Source organism: Diaphorobacter sp. ED-3 (assembly GCF_027625375.1).
Classification (GTDB): Bacteria; Pseudomonadota; Gammaproteobacteria; order Burkholderiales; family Burkholderiaceae_C; genus Diaphorobacter; species Diaphorobacter nitroreducens.
The window spans coordinates 1,620,854-1,639,640 of sequence record NZ_CP115182.1 but is presented as its reverse complement, the minus strand read 5'-3'; the positions used below and the strand labels follow the sequence as shown (position 1 = coordinate 1,639,640).

Below are 18,787 nucleotides of genomic sequence, written 5' to 3'. Positions count from 1 at the left end.
CTCCTTATGCGATGTTGATGGGGGGTTGAACGTCGATGAGCACGCGCGTCGCAGAGACGGCATGGCCCACGACCTGGGAAAACTTGGCCCCGACTGGCAGAGCCTGGGTGAGTACGCCAGCGGCGCCGAGGAACACCGGGCCCACGGCCCAGGTCCAGCCGGCGTGCTCCAGCGGAATGTTGTTGGAGACCACGGCGTCCGCGCCTGCGGCGTAGGCGTTGGCCACGACGCCCAGCACAGCGCCGCGGTGCGCGGCCAGCGTGCAGTCGGCAGGCTGCAGCTTGCCGTCGCCGCCCAGAGCGACAGCGCTGTGCCCGCTCAACGGCGTTGCGCCCACCGGGATCAACGTGGCGCCGCCGGCGGGCCCGGGAACGCCCTGGATGCCCTGCGGCCCCTGCTCCGCCACCGCCAGGATCTCCACCGACTCCACGACCTCCTGCAGCACCGAGTCGTCGGGCTGCTGGGCCAGGATCTGAATTTCCTCGACGACGACCAGATCAGTCACGGGTTACCTCCGGCGATACGGCGATGGAGCCCTGGGCCAGGCGCGTGACCTCCCCGCTGGGGTGCACGATCTCCAGATCCCAAACGCCGGCATCCCAGGTGATGGCTCCCGCATCCTCATCGCTGACGTACAGGTCCACCGTGCCTGCCGCGCCACCCAAGGTCAGGCCGCCGTTCTCCGTGGTCAGCGACAGCAGCACCGTGGGGGACTCGACCTCGGCGCGCACCTGCATGCGCGCGGTGCAGCCCGACAGGTCGATGGGCGTACCGTCGGGCGCCTTCCACATCAGGCGCTTGCGAAATGTCGCGCCCTGGTAGATGGTGAACTTGAGCTTGGCCGGGGTGGTCATGCCCGGCAGTGTTCCAACCGCCGGGCGAAGGGTCCAACCCTATACGGGGGTCAAGGGGTCACATCTGGTACGAGTAGCTCATTTGCGACCCGACTTGCGCCGATGCCGACACCATCGCCCATGCGCTGGCGACCTGTTGCGAACTGGTAGCGAGGGAAATCTTGCCGGCTTCCAACTTCATGTTGTTGGCGTGCATCACGGCGTTGGCGTTGGCCTGGGCCACGCGGAATGCCAGTTCCTTGCCCGCCTCGTACTGCTTGACGTCGGCTTCCCAGCGGCGCATGTAGGAGGTGGCTTGTGCCTCGGCCGCAGCAGCGCCTGCCCGGTAGCCATCCACCATGATGGACGCACGGCGCGCGGCCGCTTCGATGCGTGCGGTGGCTGCGGACAGACGGGCCTTCCAGCCATCCCACTCCAGACCCTTGGCCGCCACTTGCGCCTGGAACTTGGCCACTTCCGCACGAGCACGCTCGGCCTGCGCGCCAACCTTGGAGCCATAGGCGCGCGCCAAGGCGCCCACTGCCTCCACCTTCGTGGCCTCGGCGCCCACGCGGGCCTTGTACATGTCAGCCTTCGCCGTCTCGGCATTCACCGTGGCGACAAAGGCGCGGACCTGCTCGCCGCCGGCCTGGATGCGCGCACGCTCCAGTTCCACCAGCGTCTGCGCGGCGCCGACACGGGCCTTGTAGATCTCGACCGCGGCCATGCTGCCCTCGATCTGCGCCTTGTAGCGGTCCACCAGGCTCTTGTTGATGTTGGCCTTGGTTTCCTCCGCCGACAGCAGGGCCTTGAATACCTCGACCTTGTTGAGTTCGGCCTTGATGACCGTCTCATAGGCGCTGGCGTAGGCCTGGTAGCCCAGCAGCAGCGCCTTGAAATGCTCGATGGCCGCGTTGTGGGCCGCAATGGCGTTGTCCGCCGTGGTCTTCGCCGCCTCGAAGGCCAGCATCTCCAGCTTGTAGCAGTCGTCCAGCAGCGTCGATTCCAACTGCAACGCGGACTGGATGGCATCCCGCGCATTCTGCTGCTCCAGCTCGGCCTGCTTGATGGCGATGTCGCGGTTCAGGCCCGACAGCTTGTCGTGGTACTCGCGGCGCGCGTCGGCCAGTTGCCCGGCCAGAACGCCCGAGGGCAACGGGAAGCCCAACGCCTCCGCGCCGCGCAGCACCTCCTGCTCGCGCGCCAGCGCAATTTGCGTCTCGCGGTCGCGGCTGCGGTCCCACATCTGCTGCTCCACTGCTGGGGCGATGCCGGTACCACCCTGGATGCGCGCGTTCAGCGTGGCCTTGAGGTTGTCCAGCAGCTGCGATGCGTAGCGCGCGCCCGGAGAGTACGCGAACGGTGCAGGTTGGAGGATGGACAGCTCCGGGATCTCATCGAGCTTGTCCAGCCAGTCCTCGTGCAGGTTCACGCCGCCGAAGCTGTGCGTCTGCAGCTGCAGGAACTGCGGCGCGTCGGGCAGCGTAATGTCGGGAGCGTCGGGGATGGCAACATCGCGCACCTGAGGCAGCACGGGCGCCTGCCCGATGGTCAGCTCCGGCGCCTGGCCGAAGTCCAGCGCCGGCAACGGGATGTCGAAGTCATCGATCTGCACGTCGTCCATGGTCGCCGTCAGCGGCCCCGGCAGCCCGCCGGGCTCCACGAAATTCTCCGTAGGCAGCGTGGGCATGTTCGGGATCGGCGGAAGGCTCGGCGCAGCCAGCGTCTGCCACTGCACGCTGATCTGCGGCGGCGCGTAGATGGAAGCGTTGAATGCAGTCGCCGCATCCGACGCGCGCCGCGCTGCCGCGTCCGCCAGTTCGACCGACTTGGCGTACTTGTCGTTGACGATGAGGACGGCTGGATCTGTGATGGCCATGGTCATACCCTCCGGGTCTTGGATGTGCTGGTCAAGATCTCCACGCGATCCAGCGTGAAGGCCTGGCCTGCGGGGTTGGTGAGGCCGAAGCCCAGGTAGTTCTCCCGGATGCCGCGGCCCACGGGGCAGCGGGTCTGGCCGCTGGCGCGCAGCGGGAACTGGTAACGCCAGCTCTCGCGCGCACCGTGCACGGTGAAGCAAGCGCTGCCGGCGCCGTGCATCGACAGGTACGCCATCTGGATAGACTGCTTCAGCGTGGATTCGCGCAGCGTGGGAGGCAAGCGAATGTCCGCCACGATGGGCTGGCCGGCATCCGTTTCACCGCCCAGCGAGAACAGGCCCGTGGCGCTGCCCGCGTGGCTGGGTGTGAGGCTCTGCCAGGTGGGCCAGGTGTACTCTGATACCGCGCCGGTGAGTGTGTTGCAAACGATGGTGTTCATACGGATACCACGGCCTCCACGATGGCCCCGGGGGAATAGGGATTGCCTTTGCGGCCCGCAAGATGAGCCGACAGTGGGGTGCGCGCGCCGCCCGGTGCAATGGCCCATGCGCCGTGCAGTACCACGCCTTTCTTCACGAAGACCACGCCACCGCCGCTTTGTGGGTCCAGGGCGGACTCCACGGTGTATTCCGAGGCGGTGTACGGGGCGATTGTGTCCAGGGACCCGTAAGCCGCCTCTTCAAGAGTCGTCCTGTAGGTCTGTGTGTCCTTCTGCAGCAGTTCTGCGGACCAGTTCACGTCGGTCTGCCCTGCGACCCCGAAACTGATGCGTTCGCCAAGCCGCGAGACTTCCAAGAAGTAGGGAGCATCGAAGGCGCCGGAGACACTTTGGTTCAACTGATCATGGCGATAGTCGATGGGAGCCCCTTCAACACCAAAGGTCAGGATCTGCCGGCGAGGTATCGTCCCGACTGAGGTGCCTTCAGCCACGGTGAGGATGAACTCGTCCCGGTGCCAGACAGTGAGAAAGTGCTTGGTCTCCAACTCGATATAGTTGAGGTCGTCGGCATTCCTGACTGACGTACGCGCTTCCCCAAACACGATCACGCCCAGCACGACGTCGATATAGCGCACAGAGCGCCGCACGACGGTGCCGCTGGCCGCGGTGAGCGCGATGGTGTAGTCCGAGTCCAACAAATCCACATGTCCCCAAGGCGTGTGCATACGCTGGCGGTGGGCGGACTTGACTTGCGAGGTTCCCGTAAGGTCGGCCGGACGCCCGACCAACGGAGGGTCATAACTCCCAATGCTGCCGACCGGGGGGTCTGGCATCGACGCCGTGTAGTCGTAGAAAAGCCCCGCGGACTCATAGCTTTGCGGCACGCTGGACGTGTCATTCGTGAAATCACAGTCGGCGTGGATCTGTGATCCGCGCAGAATCGACACGAACCCAACGCCAGTGCCCGCGGTCTTTACCTTCCAGTAGAGACCCAGGTCCGTGTTTTGTTCTGTTGCCTGCTCGAACTCGACTCCCCCAGTGATTTCGACCCACAGATTGACCAGCTCATCCTTCCATCCGTAGCCAGTAAACACAGTCCCCTGGGCTTTGAAGGGGCGATGTGCTTTGTACCTGTCTGTGCGCCGGCACCACACCCCGATTGCGCGAGTTGCCATGGCGATGCCGTTCACATTTTGGCTGTGTTGCGTGATGCTCCGGACCTCGATCTCCACCGCCTTTGTAATCGTGTAGATGCGATCCTTCAGGCCATCATCAATCACTTCCTTGCCGACGGCGTTGACAGACACGATGGGCTGCACACCCGTCGTGTTTATGCTGATCTCGTGGGTGATGGCGTAGGCAGAAATCAGGTGGTAGGGCTCCTGGTCGAGCAGCTTGTACCGCATATCAATAAGCGGCGTGGCCATGCGCGCGCCGCTGCGCAACATCGATACATCAAAGGGCGTGAACGGCTTGCTGATGTTCGGCGGAAGCACCGGGTCCACGGGCACATAACCCGTCGTCTGCTGCGCGGCGACAAGCGGGGTCTCCTTGATAGCGTCTCGATCAGCGTAGCCGGCCAAGTAGATGCCGGGGCCAATCAGCACATAGCTGGAAACCGTTGGCTGCACGAATCCGCCGGACACGGCAACCATGCCCCCTTGCGAGGGATCCGCTGACCCAACGGGCCGCGCGCCGGTTTCATAGGCGATGCCGCCCGGTCCAGCGACGGTCCCAGCGGGGTACTGGGGGCGCTGCTGCACTTCGGCATCATGCGCCGGCCAGTACAGGTTGTCATCCTCCGCGCCCCTGGGGACATAGGTCAGGTAATAACGGCTGTCCTCCTTGGAGGCCCACAGGCCACGGCCCCCGTAAAAGGCCTTCGGCGTGGTGACGTGCCACTGCCCGCCATGGTGGGACAGGACAAACAGGTAGCGCAGGTAGCCGCCCGGTGGGTCGGAAGGGACCAGGACAGGGATGCCAACACCCGACAGGAACGGTCCGCCCTCCCCTCGAGCCGGCCACAGGTTCATGACCGAGGATGGCCCGACCACCACGATCTGGTACCGGCTTCCATCGGGCAGCGAGCCAATCTCCGTTGGGTTAGGCACTGGTGAAGTGCGCGCCAGGGCGCAGAACCGGGAGAACACCATGCGCGCGGCGGCCAACTGCTCTGGCGTGGCGGTACCGCCCATGATCCGCAGCGCTGGCGGCGCCGCGCCCAGCAGCGCAGGCGCGCCGCCAATGCCGAAGGTGTACGGGTTCCACAGGCTCATTGCGGTACCGCCAGGTACTGTGGGATGCCGCCCACCTCACGGAATGTCGCGCAGACCTCCGCGGGCGTTGCGCGGTAGCGGTTGCCCGTCAGGCTGGTGGTCTGGCCGCCGCTGAACCCGGCGACGATCTCACCGCCGGCGATGCACAGCATGGCCGTGCCCGCGCCGGAGCCATCGCCCAGCTTGAGCCGATCCCCCGGCGCCGCCACACCAGAGCCCCGCACCACGGGGCCGTGGCGCGTGGGCACGAATGCCAATCCGTCCCAGGTGGTGCCTGCCAGAAAGACGAGATCCTGCGTGGTGCCCACGTAAACGCCATCATCCACCGGCTGGATCGCAGTGATCGCCGCGCCCAGCGGCTTGAAGTCGCGCCAGTCGGCCAGATGCGGCGCACTCGGGCGGCTGGCCCACAGCACCTCGCCCTGCGCCACGAGAACGCGCCCGCGCCAGAAGGCCGTGATCGTGCCCACCGGGAAGGCCAGCGCGCCCAGCGTGCGGCACGGCAGCACCAAGGCTGCGTTGTTGCCCGCGTACTCAAAGCTGCTTCCCGTGGCCACACCGGCCAAATAGGCGCCCTCCCCGTCCTGGCCGCTCAGGTACACATGGATGGCATGGCCTTCCAGCTCTGGCAGGCCGTCCAGGTGAAGCCCGCCCTGGGCGATGGTGATGGGCTCAGAACTAACCGCCGGCCCCTCCAGCCGGTCGGCCAGCCGCACATGCGTCAGGTGGTAGCGGTACCGGCCAGGCTGCAGCGCACCAAACGCGGCATCCGGGGCGCCGAGGGATGCCGGCAGGGGCACGCTGCGCTCCACGCCCGTGACGCCATCCGTGACGCCGTGGATCAAGCCATTGGTGTATGTGGTGCGCCCATCCGGCAGGTCGCAGTACCACACGCGCTCGGGGCCCATGGCGGGGTGAATGACATGCCGAGCGCCGTCCAGGTGGATGGCCGTAAGCGCACTGCCGCAGGTGGCCAGCATGAAGCCCGAGGCCTCGTGCACATTCTTGTGGCACAGCGCGGATACCTCAGCGTATCCGCCGCGGCGCACGATCTCGCCCGTCAGGCCGATGTCTACGTTCTGGGCCTGCACCAAGTCCTTGCCGCTCATGCGGTGCTCGGGGAGCACGTTGTTGATGCCCGTGAAGCTCTCAAAGGTCAGCATGCGGTCCCCCGATCAATCCAGGGCTGGCCCACCGCCAAAGGGAAAGCCTGGCGGGCCTGCAGCATGACGGTCGGCATACCTGGTTCGCCCAGTTCCAGCGGCCAGGCACCAGCAACCGACAACGCGCCCACACCCAGCCCAATGCTGGGCGCGCCAGCGCGCACCAGATCCAAACCCTCCATCTGAATGCCGAAGGCCAGCGATGGGGTGCCCATTTCCAGGGGGCGCGACGAGGCCGCCCCAAGAACTACTGCCGAGCCGGGTGAGCCCAGCTCCAGGGGTTGCGCACCGGCGGCGCCCAGCGTCACCACCGCCGCTGGAACGCCCAGCTCCAACGGAGCCGCGCCCGATGCCTGCAGCGCAATGGTCCCCGCCGCCACCTCGGGCTCGCCCACCTCCAACGGGTAGGCGCCGTCGGCCTGCAGCGTGACGTTGGGCGCCGGCTGCGCCACGATCATGCTGTGGAACTCCGTGCGCACCAGATCAAGTCCGGACACCTTCACGGCCACGTCCGTACCACTGCGCACGCGGTGCTGCCCAATCTCCAGCGGCACCGCTCCATCGACCGCGAGCTGCTGAGACATGGAGGCTTGGCCAGGCTGCACCAAATCAATGCCTGCGGGCTGCAGCGCCTGGTTGTAGCGAAGCTGGGCCTGCCCGGCGGCCACGAGGTCAACGCCTGATGGCTGAATGGCCACCTTGACCGCTACCACCCCCATCTCCAGCGGCGTCGCGTCGCCGACCAACAACAAGCTGACCGCCAAGGCCTGCCCGCCAGACACCAGATCAATGCCTTCGGTGCCGGCGGTATCAGCTCCGTTGATGGTGCTGCCGTTGATCAGCGGGTAGCTCATATCCCCCACGTCTCCGCGAAGAACCCGCGCCAGTAAAAGCGCCCAAGGAACTGCCCGCCCGTTGCCGCCGTATCAACCTTGTAGTGCAGATCCCGCGTCATCACGCCGCCCGCAGTGATGGGGATGCGGTGAACGCATCCATCGCCGGTGATCTGGCTCAGGGCCACATTTGCCGCAAACTTGGTGGGGTTGGCCGCCGTGCCGATGGAGATGCTGGGCGTCGTGGTGGCCGTGACCTTGTGGGCGATGAACCCCACCTCAGTGACCACGAGCGGGTAGAACAGGCTCTGCCCGAAGTTGATGGGCATGGCTGTCGCACGCCAGCGCCCCCGATTGATGTTCGGGTCAAATCCATCCTCCACGCCGTTTGTTACCGGGTCGGGAACCCAGCTGGGCTCGGTCCCAGCTGTCCAGAGGCTACCCTCGTCCACCCGGTCAAGCTCTGCCCAATACTGGTTGCCATCGGGCGTGGTGGGCACGATCACCATGCCGCGCGGGTAGTAGGTGCTTGGGGCCCAGGCGGGCGGCACGCCGAGATCGACCGGGAACGTCCCGCCGACAGATGGCGAGGACATATTGAAGTCCTGATCGGCGGGGTAGTACAGGTCCTTGATGCGTGCGTTCTCCAACAAGAGCATGCGGTATGCAGACAGCTGGACCACAAAGCTGTGGCTAGTCCGGCCCCTAAACGTCATCGACCGCTCAACCGCCGCTGCCTGGCTCTGGTAGTCCGGGACCGTCACGTCCAAGACGATGGAGTCTGGCCGCGTGATCATGCCGTCGCCGCCAGCCAGCAACGTGTTCAACGTTCCAGCAGTGATGCGGGCACTCAGTTTTGTTCCGGCCGGCCAGAGCCTTGCCTCGCCCTGCCGTCGCATGTTTTCGGGGTTGGGGTCTTCCGAATTAATGAACACGACCTCAACCGCGCGCTCCACTGTGAAAACGTTGCCTGTGCGCGCGGTGATGCGCACGATCTCGTAGTCACCCGGGACGCTGGGGTGGGTCAGCGTCGCGAGTTGAAACCCTGTCGGCATGGCGCTCTGCGGGGACCGGAACATGTCTGCCGACCCGTCCGAGACTGCCACGAGGCTCGTCTGCGAGAGGGCCGTGACCGCACTTGCCAGCGTGGTTTCGGCGTTGTTGGAGAACAGCAGGCTCATGTGTCGCCCCTACGCCTTACGCCGGCACCAGGTTGAAGATCTTTGCCGCGCCGTTGGACCAGCCCAGCATCACGCCGCTGCCATTGGTGGACAGCGGCACGCCCACCACATCTGTGATGTGCAGCAGCAGCGGCGACGTTGCCGGGCTGCCGGTGTCCTTGTAGATCGCCGCCGACCCGATGGTGGAGCCCGAGGCGAGCGCGCCAAAGTTCGCGTCATCGGCATCGAACACGCCGCCCGTAACTGTCTTGCCCGCCAGCGTCTGCGCCGTGCCGATGGTGGCGCCCACATCCGCCAGAAACTCGTGCGCCGCGTCGTAGACGTAGGTGCTGGGCAGCAGTGCCACCTTGACCGTGTCGCCCATGAAGTTCACGGCGCCACTCCACACCTTCTCAGCGCCTTTGGGAAAGAACGGCAGGTTCAGTCGGGCGATCTTCTTCACGCCAGCGTCCCAGGGGATCGTGATCGAGCCGCCATTCGTCGCCATGGGCAGGCCAGTGGCAGTGTCGATGTAGAGCAGGACGGGCGAAGTGGCGGCGTTGCCGGTGTCCTTGTAGACCGCGATGGCCTTCAGGTTGTTGCCCGGCGCCAGCGCGCCAAAGTCCAGATCGTCGGCGTCGAACACACCGCCCGTGATGACCTTGTTCGCCAGCGTCTGGTCCGTGCCCACGCGCGTGCCCAGCTGCGACAGAAACTCGTGCGCGGCGCTGTAGGTGTAGGCGTCGGGCAGCAGCGCCGCCTTGATGGTGTCGGTGGGGATGTTGATCGAGCCGGAGAGCAGTTTCTCCATGCCCTTCGGGAAGCTCGTGTTGGCCATGCGGAACTCCTGCAGGTTGATGGCCTGCAGTGTTCCGGCTCCCCGCCCGAGCGTCGAACCCTATACAGGGTCAGCCTGCTGCGCGCGCCATGTCCCGCATCTGCTGGCGCAGCGCCTTGGGCGCGGTCTCCGCGATGCGCTGCGTGCGGTCCTTGCCTTTAGTTGGCACGATTGGTAACATGAAAAAATGAAAGAACGCCCTACACGCGGCAGGCTTCTTGAACTGCTTCACTTCGACCCTGAAGCCGGAACATTTCGCTGGAAGGCCACTATTGGTAGCCGCGCAAAAGAGGGTTGTATTGCCGGCTCCCTCACATCGCAGGGTTATGCGGTCATTCGCATGGATGGAGAGCTATGGCGAGCTCATCATCTGGCGTGGCTCGCGCATTACGGACACTGGCCGGATGGTTTGGTGATCCATCGCAATCACCACCGTTCCGACAATCGCATCGCAAACTTGGAACTTGCGACGAAGCAAGAGGCACACGCTCACACAAAAGCCGAGTGCATCGGCCCCCACAATGTCCACGCCATCTTCCACTACGACAATGGCATCCTTCGGTGGCGGGAATCCCTCACTGGGAAAAATCGCGTTGCCGGCGCGGTCGCGGGCTATGTCAACGATGGTGGGTACATCGTGGTTGAGACGGGTGGGAAAGCCATAGGAGCTCATCGCATCATCTGGCTCATGCACAACGGTGTATGGCCATCTGGCGAGATTGACCATCTGAATGGCGTTCGCGATGACAACCGAATCGAGAACTTGAGGGATGTTGTGCACATCACGAACACCGAGAACCGGCGATCGGCCTCGAGCCACTCTCGTTCTGGAGCTCTTGGCGTAGAGCAACGTAGTGCCGGCAGGTTCAGAGCCCGAATCAGAAGCAAAGGCAAGCTGCACGAACTTGGCATCTTTGAATCGGCAGATGCTGCGCATAAGGCGTATGTCGCTGCCAAACGCAAGCTGCACGTCGGCAACACGCTTTAATCAGCCACCACAAACCTCCCCTGCTCCATCGCATCCCTGCGCTTAGCCGGCAGATACACCCCCTCCTGCGCCTCCCGAATCCGCTTCTGACGCGCGGCCACACTCTGCGCCAGCTGCATCGGCAGGATGCGCCGGCTCGGGTTCTTCTCGTTGAACCGGGCCACCGCCTCCCGCGCCTCGGCCTTGCCCTCTTCGTCTCCGGCCATGGCCGCCATGGCGAACTGCTCCACCAGGGCGCTGCGCCGCGCCATGAGGGCCCTGTCGTGGCCCGCGATGGCTGCTTTGCCCTCGTAGGCGTTGCGCACGCTCGACGGCGAGAACCCGGCCGCCTGGCCCCACAGCGCCGCGGCGTCCACCTCGTCCTGCACCACGATGCCGGTCTTGTCCTTGACGCCCTCAGTCTCGTAGCGCCAGGCCTTGAGCGGCCCGCGCAGCACGCTGGGCGCCATGGCTTCCAGCCCGCGCGCATATCGGCCCTCGCTCATCTCCTGCGCGCCCTTGAGCACGTTGATGCCGATACCGGCCACCGGGCCCAAGGCCGCGGTCATGGCCGACTCGCCGAGACGCTGGCCCTCCAGCCCTTCCTGCACATCCGGAAAGATCAGCTTGTCCAGGCCCACGCGCCCTGAGATGTCCCAGGGCGTGAGGCGCGACAGGCCGTGGGCCAGCACCTCGCCGGCCTTCTGGCCGAAGGTGTCGGCCAGCATGTTCCGCAGGGCCACCTCCGCATCCCATGGCTCGTCGTCGTCACCGCCCAGCATCGAGGCCGCGGCCAGAAGCGTGGTCACCATGGGCAGGCCCAGCACGCCGGCGGCCATGCCGTGCATGGCCAGCAGTCCGCCCAGGGCCTTGCGGGCCTCGGCGCGCGCCTCAGGCGTGGCGCCCTTGAGCGACTGCTGGGCGTTGCGCGCCAGGGTGTAGACCATGTTCTGGCTGTACTGCTTGAACAGCAGCACCACCCGAGCCACGTTGCCCTGCATCACCCGCGGGCGGTTGTTGGCGCTGTAGTCGAAGTGCCCGTCGTAGGTGGCCTGCACGGCCTGCTGGTAGGCCTGCTTGCTGTCGGCGCCGGCCTCGCGCGCCAGCCGGTAAGCGGCCACGAAGGTGACCTGGCGGTTGAACTTCTCGGCGTGGTGGAACAGAAAGCTGGCCGCGCGCATCACCGGCTGCAGCTTGTAGGAGACGTTGCGGTCCTCGCCCTGGGCGATGCCGGCCAGGTCGTGGGCCATGGTCACGTCCACCACGCCCGAGCGCACCGCCTCGTCGAAGGCGGCCTTCTCGTCCTGGCTCAGGCTGGCGGTGATGTCGTTCCGGCCGCGCGCCGCCTCCTGGCTGGCCTTGAGCAGCGCGGCGCTGGACTTGGCGAAGCCCCAGCGCGCGCCCATAACGGGGAAGGCCACCAGGGCGGTCTGGGTCAGGTTGACCATGGCCGAGGCCGGCGACAGGCCCAAGTGGAACATGAAGCCCAGGCTGGTCAACGCGGTGGAGAGGGCGTTGGTCTTGGGGTTCATGGCCGCGTCGTGGCGCTTGACCATCTCGTCGACCACCTGCTGCGCCTTCACCGAGTCGAAGTCGGCCTGGGTGCTGCCGGCGTCCACGCGGCGCTGCATCTCGCCCAGCTCGTCCTGCAGCTGGTCGCCGTAGCGCAGCTTGGCCAAGTAGCTGGCGCCGTGGAACACGTTCTGGGCAAAGGCCCGGCGCGCGTCCTGGCTAAACCCGGGCGTGCCCTTGCGGTGGATGCCATGCTTGGCCCACGAGAGATCCGGCAGCGACGACAGGTAGAGCTGGCCCAGGGCGTCCTCGAGCTCGGCGCGCTGCTTGGCATCCATGCCCTGCTTGTCCAGCACGCCGTAGAGTTGCTCCATGAAGCCGCGGCCCACGCTGTCGCGCTCGGCCACGAAGTCCTTGGCCTTGAGCACCTTCCCCACGGTGAAGCCCTTGGCCTGCGGGAAGGCGGACAGCAGTTGGCGGCGCGTGGCGTCCGCCTCGGCCATGGTCTCCGCGCGGCTCACGTTGGCCACCTTTCCCTCGGCGTCCTTGACCACCACCACGTACTGGCCGAAGCGCGCCAGCGGGAAGTACACCCCCTTGATGTGCCCGAAGAACTCATCGTCCATGCGCTGGAGCAGGGCTGCGCGGCGCTCGCTGCTCATCTCGGCGCGCTCGATGCGCTCCTTGATGGCGGCGCGCACGCTCTCCATGTGTGCGCTGTAGGTATCTCGCGCTCTTGCGTACACAGCCTTTGCCTGCGCCGATAGGCCGTCATACCGGCCTCGCAACATTGTGAAGCGGACGCGATCATCGCCGGCGACATACTCCTTAGCTGGGTCAATCTGCGCCAGTGTGGCGTCGTGCATCAGTTCCGCCAACTGACGCTCGTCGGTCAACTTGGCCCAGTCCTTGGCCAGCTGATCCGCTCCGGCGCCGGCTTCGTTCTTGTCGGCATCCATGCGCGCCATCAGGTCGCTGTAGCGGCGCAGCTCGGGAAGCATGCCGCCGTACACGTCGACCAGCTGGCGACGCCCCAGGAACTGCAGGCCAAGAGGGCGCAGGTCAGTAGCCTTGAAGGCGGTCTGCTGCTTGAGGTTGGTGACTGTCACGCTTCGCAGGATCTCGCCAACGTGGCGTGCAGCAGGCGTTTCGCGCGAACGGCTGAACATCGCCCCGTCGCCGCCGCCCTGTTCCTGCTGCGCATTCGCCCTGCGCCACCCTGCCAGGTGCTTCTCGGTTAGAATTTTCGTGCGCCCGGTTGAAACGTCGTCGTGCTTGGGGAATTGGACCCCTCCACCTCGGCCGATCAACTGGGCGTTCTGTTTGTTCAGGTACAGAAGGCGCCCCTGGCGTGCCGCGACTGCGGCAGGCACAACGCCTGTCGTCTTGGCGAAGACCGTCACCAGCAGTTGCTCGGTGGATGCCTGGCCGGGCTTCCCGCCCACCACACCCGGGCTAGGCTCAATGGCCATGACCACCGGATACCCCGCCAGCAACTCCGGCGCGACCATCACGATGCGCCCCGGATGCTTGGCATCCAGCGATCGATAGACCATGGCGGGGTTCTCGATCCACTCCGGCACCTTCTTCCAGGCCGCTGCCGTCATTTCTGGGTGGTTGGTCAGCCCATCACGCAGGTGGGATTCATTGAGCATCAGGGGCACATCTGGATAGCCCAGCAGTCCCATCACGTCAGAGCGATCCAGCACGCGGGTTCCCACTTGGGCTTTCCCGCCGCCAAACAGCGCGTCGATGCGAGCCTCGTAGCCAGCCTGCGTGGATTCCGAGCGGCTGTACGCGGGTGCCACCACGCCCTGCGCTGGCAATCGGGCCGGATTGTCCATCCTGCGCTCCACCCAGCCGCGCGCCGGCAGGATGTAGGCCTGGATGATGTCGTCATCCGTCAAGCGCAGGTTCTTGAACCCGGGTACATGCGTGCGCAGCCAGTTGCGAATGGCAGCAACCGCGCGCCGCACAAAGAGCAACTGCGGGTTCTTCTCCGCCATCTCGGCCAGCACTTCCTCGGCGGCCGTGCGCCGGTCCAGATTGCTCACCCCGCGCAGGCCGTAATCCTTGATCTTGGCGTCCACCTCTGCCTTGCGCATGGTGGCCACCTGGTTGAGCACCGCGTCCAGATCCTTGCCGAACTTGCCGCGCAGGCCATGGTGGCCCAGCACCTCATGGAACAGCACGCGGGTGGCGTCGGCCGGCGTGTTCAGCCGGGAGGCCATGAGGTAGGCCTTGCCCCGGTAGTAGAAGCCCTCCGGCGCGCCACGCGCACCGCCGCTGCGCTGGCGCAGATCCGCTTGGCGCGCGGACTCGGGCACCGCTGCATCCTGCATGTCGAACGCCACCACCACCTCGGGCGCATTGGCCCCCCAGGCGGCGCGGATGGCGTCCACGGTCTGCCGCACTGAAGAAACCGCCTGCTCGCGCGCCGCTGCCGAGAATCCGGCTGGCTTGCCCAGCACCACGCGCTGCATCGCCTCGTAGTCGAATGGTTCTGCTGTGTCGCGGCGGAACAGCACCGTCGTCCCGCCCTCCTCCCGCGTCTCCACCGTCTGGAAGAACGCATCGAACGCTTCGCGGATCTGCGCCATCTCGCCCGCCGTGGGGTATGGGTAGGCCCCCTCCAGCGCAAACGCAGCATCGCCCACCACGTTCGCCAGGTAGTCATTGCCCGCGCTCTGGTCCTGCAACTTGGCGATCGCGTAGCTCTCGAAGGCGCGCGCCGACATTTCCGGCTTGGTGGACCAGTATTCCTTGGTGCGCCGCTCGTCCAGCTTGCGGCTGCGCTCAAGCATGGCGGTACGGTGGATGGCGGACATCACGTCGCGGAAGGCGGCGCGCATCTCCTCGCGCACGCCGTCGCCACGGCGCGATTCCTCGGTCATCATCGCGGCGCCGTCGCCGCGCTGGCGCGAGAAGTAGTTGTCCAGGGCGTGCCACCACTCATGGGCCAGGCTGCCGGCGCCTTCGCGCTTGGTCAGGTTAATGACCACGGTGTCGGGCTCATAGTGCGCCGCGGCCGCGTTGGCGCCGCCACCGCCGCGCGCACCGAAGGCCAGGCCCAGGCGACCGCCCAGGGACAGCGAGCGCGGCGGCAGGTTCAGCACGCCGGCCAGGTCCATCAGCGCATCGTAGGCGCGGTTCAGATCCTGCTGGCGGCGCGAACCTTCCACATAGTTGCCGAACTGCACGCCCCGGAACCCGAAGGCCTCCTGGAACTGCTCGGGCGTCACGTCGGCGCCCTGGCGGTAGTCCTCCCCGATGCGCGGAGCATTCTGGGCGTTGCGCACGGGCGGCACGGCCTTGTACTTGGCCAGCAGGTCTTCCAGCTCCGCCTGGTGGTCACCCTTGTACTGGCGCGCGGCCTTGAGGTCCGAGAAGCCGGCCTTGAGCTCGGCCACATGGCGGCCGATCTTCTTGCCGATGAAGAACTCGCGGGCGCCGCCGGCGCGCTTGCTGTAGATCTCGAAGGTCGCCCCCTTGGTGGGCGCCTGCTCCTCGGCCAGCAGCTCGGCGGCGCGCCGCTTGAAGGCCGCGATGGCCTGCTCGCGCGTGTCGCCATTGGCAAGTTCGCGCGGCCAGCTCCCGAACGCGCTGCCCTTGGCCTCGCGCTCTACCGTCCAGATGGTGCGCGGCGGGTCGTAGTCCACACCCTCGTACATCGAATACCGGGCGGACGACAGGCTCACGCCCTTCAGCGAGCGCTCGTGGCCCACGGCCTCGTACAGCGCAGCCTGGTTGGACACGTCCCGGATGCCTGCGCGCTCCAGCTCACGCAGCACGGCGGATGCGTCGCTGCGGCCGGCCAGGATGTCGTCCGCGAAGCCGCGCAGGGCCTGCAGCCTCTGGGCCCAGGCCTTGAGCTTCCAAGCGGTCTGCGGCTTCGTGGGCACGGCGTCGCGCAGCGCGCGCACCAGGGCTACAGCCTGCGGCGTGGCGCCGCCCTCCAGCAGCCGGCCGTAGTCGGGCTCGGGCCAGGTCTTGGACAGCGGGTGCGCTTGCACGTCCAGCTCACGCGCCTGGGCCATGCCGTCGGCGTAGGCCTTGGCGTAGAGCATCTTGCGCGCACCGCGCAGCTCCTCGCCGAAGTCCTCGATGCGGGCTGCGGCACGGCTGCCCGGCGCGGGCGTCGCAGAGGTGGCCGGCGTGTTTGCCGTGTCTCGGGGATCAGACACATTGGCGGCCGCCAGCACTGACCGCGTATCAGCCGTCTGCCAGTCATCGCCGAGCTTGTAGGTGACAGAGCCCACCTGGGCCTCTGTTAGCCCGAGGGGGCGCAGGCGTTCGATTAGCGCGGCCTTGTCGAGGGTCCCGGCGACATGCTCACGCACCGCCTCGATGGCCGGATTGATCTTGTCGGCATCCTTGCCCTGAAAGCGAGCCGGCGCGGCGCTGGGCGAGTTCTTCACCGCCTCCAGCGCCTGCTCCACCGGCACATCCAACACGATGGCCTTGACTGGCTTGCCATCCTCGGCTGCCGCCATGGCCTGATGGTGCCCGTCGATGATGTGGCCATCGCTGGACACAATCACCGCGCGGTCGCCGCCCGCCGTCTTGGCCGCCTCCACCTTGGCCGGCGAGTATTCCGCCTGGGTGGGCTTGAGCGCCGCCGCATCCACGGTCGTGGTTTCATGCGCGATGCCCTGGGCGTTCAGGTGCTTGACCAGTCCGCCATGGGACTGGGTGGGCACCTGGGGCATGTCGGCGCGCGCAATGCCCAGCGTGCCTGTTTCTGGAGCAAAGGTCTTCACCTCTGCGTCCCGCGCAGCGCGCACCTGGTCCAACAGCTCCTTGCGCTGCGCCTTGAGCGTCACCGGCACCTTGCGGCTCTTCATGGCCGCCTCGATGTCGCCGCCGCCCGCGCCCATGGCGCTGGGAACTACGGCCAGAATCCGGGCCTCTACATCGCGCAGCTGCTGGCGCAAGACTTCGACCTCGCCGCCCTGCGCTTGAGCCGGCGCGCTTGCCGCTGGCGTTGCTTGCGCTCCAGCGTCCGCAGTCGGGGCGCCGCCACCGGTCAGTCCAGCCGCTTGTAGGCCGCTTCCTCCAGCCGGCGCGGCGGCTGCTCCTGTGGCCGCGTCTGCTCGTGCAGGGCCTTCTTGAGTTCCTGCTTGCGGTTGTTGCGCGCCTGCTTGCTGGGCTTGGGTGGACGTAGGGCCATCTGCTGGTGCTCCTGTGGTGGTGGCCGTGCTGGCCGGGGGTGCGCCGGCGTCCTCTGTGACGCTGGCGAAGGTGGTGTCTGCGCGCTCCGCGCCCGGGGAGGTCCCGTCCTGCTCGGCGGCGAGTTCTGCCTGAAGGGCCTGCTGCTCGCGCGCGGCGCGGCGGCGCTGCAGTTCCTTGGCGAGCCCCAGGCGCACCTCGCGCGACTGGGCGCCGCGGAAGGCGGTGGAGAGATCCGTATCCGACCAGGCGGCCATGCCGGTTGCAATCTCGCCGGTTTGCGGGTCCACATCAGGCTGGGCCTGCGGACCCCGCTCCTTTTTTTGCAGCGGATTGGCGGCCTTGGCCTGCTCTGCCGCCTGGGCAAGCGTTTCGGCCTGCCGCATCTGCTCGTGGGCGCCAGAATCCACTGCCTGCACCGCCGCGGCGGACAGCGCCCCCGCGTTGGCATCCAGGCCCATCGCCTCGGAAGGCTTCGGCGCCGGTTCGGCGGCGGGCCCATCGGCAGGCGGTGCGGTCTCGGTCGAATCCTCGGCCGGCATGGGCGATGCGACACCCAAGGCCCGATCCAATGCCTCGGCGTTCAGTTGGGTGGCAGGCGTCACGCCCTGCTCACGCAGGCGTGCCTCATCCAGCACCGGTGCCTGTCGCACGCCAAGGCTCGCCTGGAATTGCTCGCGGTCCGCGTCCTGCTGCTCCGGAGCGGCCGCGGTTGTTCCTTCGCCGTGGGCTACGCTGCTGCCCACATCCTGGCCGGCCGATTGCTGTGCGGCTACGGCTTGAGAAAACGGGTCACTGGCCTGCTGGCGTCGCGCCTCCTGGATGCCATCGAAGGCACCCATGCCTGCGCCCGTGATGCCGCCCAGTGCCGCGCCCATCGCCGCTGCGCCGGCCACACCCTTGCTCGGGTCGATGTTGGGGTCATAGGGCACAGCCGCGCGCTGGCCCTCATACTGGGTCACACCCTCCTCGATGCCTTCCTGCAGCGCCTCGGACGCGCCAGTTTTGAGCGCGCGCGCCGCAGTGCCACCGGCAAAACCCTTGGCGCCTGCCAGGAGCTTCTCGGCACCGAAGGCGCCGCCCACGCCGCCCACGATGGCCGGGATCACGCTCGCCTGCCGGCCCGCGGTCACCGCCTGTTCGTCTGTGGCGCCGGCCTGCGTCGCTAGATCATGCGCCGTACCTGCAGCATCGCCACCTGCCATTGCAGCGCCCGCGGCGACGCCGCCAGCACGCCCGGCGCGCTCCACCGCCTTGGCGCCAGCACCTACGGCGCGCGCGGCCGTCGTCGCGCCCTTCACAGCCAGGCCGGGCCCCACGAAGGAGCCGGCCGCCTGCGCTGCGGACAGCACCGGGTTGTTTACGATGTACCGCCCAACGGCGGCCACCTCGTCGCCCACGCCATCGGCCGCGGCCAGATCGGAGTTCAGCCGCTGCTTCTCGGCCTTCACCACATCGGACTGCTTGGCCTCGCCCGCCTCGATGATGTTCTTGTCGATCCACTTGGAAACCGCGTTGCCGGGTTTCACGAAGTTTGCGGCCGAAGACACGCCGCCAGCGGCCGCGTTGGCCACCTCGATTACGGTGTCATTGAGGGCGGCGCCGATGGTGCGTGCAGGCGGCGCGAACCCGGCCTCAGCATCAGTCAGATATTTAGGTTCAACATTGGCGCCGCTCCCGCTCGCCGCAGGAGAGCTAAACCCAACGTCCTCGTCTG

General features: G+C 66.8%; 11 protein-coding genes. 1 reads left to right on the top strand and 10 read right to left on the bottom strand.

Annotation, left to right across the window (positions count from 1 at the left end):
* Positions 1-4: 4 nt before the first annotated feature.
* Genes PCQ86_RS08100 through PCQ86_RS08060 form a run of 9 tightly spaced genes read right to left on the bottom strand, consistent with a single transcriptional unit; the run spans position 5 to position 9,422 of the window.
* Positions 5-505 carry a hypothetical protein gene (locus tag PCQ86_RS08100; protein ID WP_270175219.1) on the bottom strand — a complete coding sequence of 167 codons (501 nt, stop codon included), beginning with the start codon at positions 503-505 and terminating at the stop codon, positions 5-7.
* Entirely contained in the window at positions 498-854 is a 357-nt protein-coding gene (locus PCQ86_RS08095) for a hypothetical protein (RefSeq protein WP_270175218.1), read from the bottom strand. The genes PCQ86_RS08100 and PCQ86_RS08095 overlap by 8 nt, the downstream gene beginning before the upstream one ends.
* Positions 855-912: 58 nt before the next feature.
* A complete protein-coding gene (locus tag PCQ86_RS08090; RefSeq protein WP_270175217.1) occupies positions 913-2,712 on the bottom strand; it encodes a hypothetical protein in 1,800 nt (599 codons plus the stop codon).
* Between the two features lie 2 nt (positions 2,713-2,714).
* The gene (locus PCQ86_RS08085; RefSeq protein ID WP_270175216.1) at positions 2,715-3,152 is read right to left on the bottom strand and encodes a hypothetical protein; all 438 of its coding nucleotides are present in this window, start codon (positions 3,150-3,152) and stop codon (positions 2,715-2,717) included.
* Positions 3,149-5,428 (bottom strand): hypothetical protein, encoded by a 2,280-nt coding sequence (locus PCQ86_RS08080; RefSeq protein WP_270175215.1) that lies wholly within the window; start codon positions 5,426-5,428, stop codon positions 3,149-3,151. The genes PCQ86_RS08085 and PCQ86_RS08080 overlap by 4 nt, the downstream gene beginning before the upstream one ends.
* Positions 5,425-6,591 carry a hypothetical protein gene (locus tag PCQ86_RS08075; RefSeq protein ID WP_270175214.1) on the bottom strand — a complete coding sequence of 389 codons (1,167 nt, stop codon included), beginning with the start codon at positions 6,589-6,591 and terminating at the stop codon, positions 5,425-5,427. The genes PCQ86_RS08080 and PCQ86_RS08075 overlap by 4 nt, the downstream gene beginning before the upstream one ends.
* Positions 6,585-7,445 (bottom strand): hypothetical protein, encoded by an 861-nt coding sequence (locus PCQ86_RS08070; RefSeq protein WP_270175213.1) that lies wholly within the window; start codon positions 7,443-7,445, stop codon positions 6,585-6,587. Before PCQ86_RS08070 ends, PCQ86_RS08075 begins: the two co-directional genes overlap by 7 nt.
* The gene (locus PCQ86_RS08065) at positions 7,442-8,605 is read right to left on the bottom strand and encodes a hypothetical protein (protein WP_270175212.1); all 1,164 of its coding nucleotides are present in this window, start codon (positions 8,603-8,605) and stop codon (positions 7,442-7,444) included. Before PCQ86_RS08065 ends, PCQ86_RS08070 begins: the two co-directional genes overlap by 4 nt.
* A 16-nt stretch (positions 8,606-8,621) precedes the next feature.
* A complete protein-coding gene (locus tag PCQ86_RS08060; RefSeq protein ID WP_270175211.1) occupies positions 8,622-9,422 on the bottom strand; it encodes a hypothetical protein in 801 nt (266 codons plus the stop codon).
* Between the two features lie 187 nt (positions 9,423-9,609).
* Between PCQ86_RS08060 and PCQ86_RS08055 the strand changes: the two genes are divergently transcribed.
* On the top strand, positions 9,610-10,410 hold the full coding sequence (locus tag PCQ86_RS08055; protein WP_270175210.1) for an HNH endonuclease: 801 nt from the start codon (positions 9,610-9,612) through the stop codon (positions 10,408-10,410).
* On the opposite strand, the gene PCQ86_RS08050 is transcribed toward PCQ86_RS08055, so the two are convergent.
* The gene (locus tag PCQ86_RS08050) at positions 10,407-18,620 is read right to left on the bottom strand and encodes a PLxRFG domain-containing protein (protein WP_270175209.1); all 8,214 of its coding nucleotides are present in this window, start codon (positions 18,618-18,620) and stop codon (positions 10,407-10,409) included. The genes PCQ86_RS08055 and PCQ86_RS08050 overlap by 4 nt on opposite strands.
* Between the last annotated feature and the right edge of the window lie 167 nt (positions 18,621-18,787).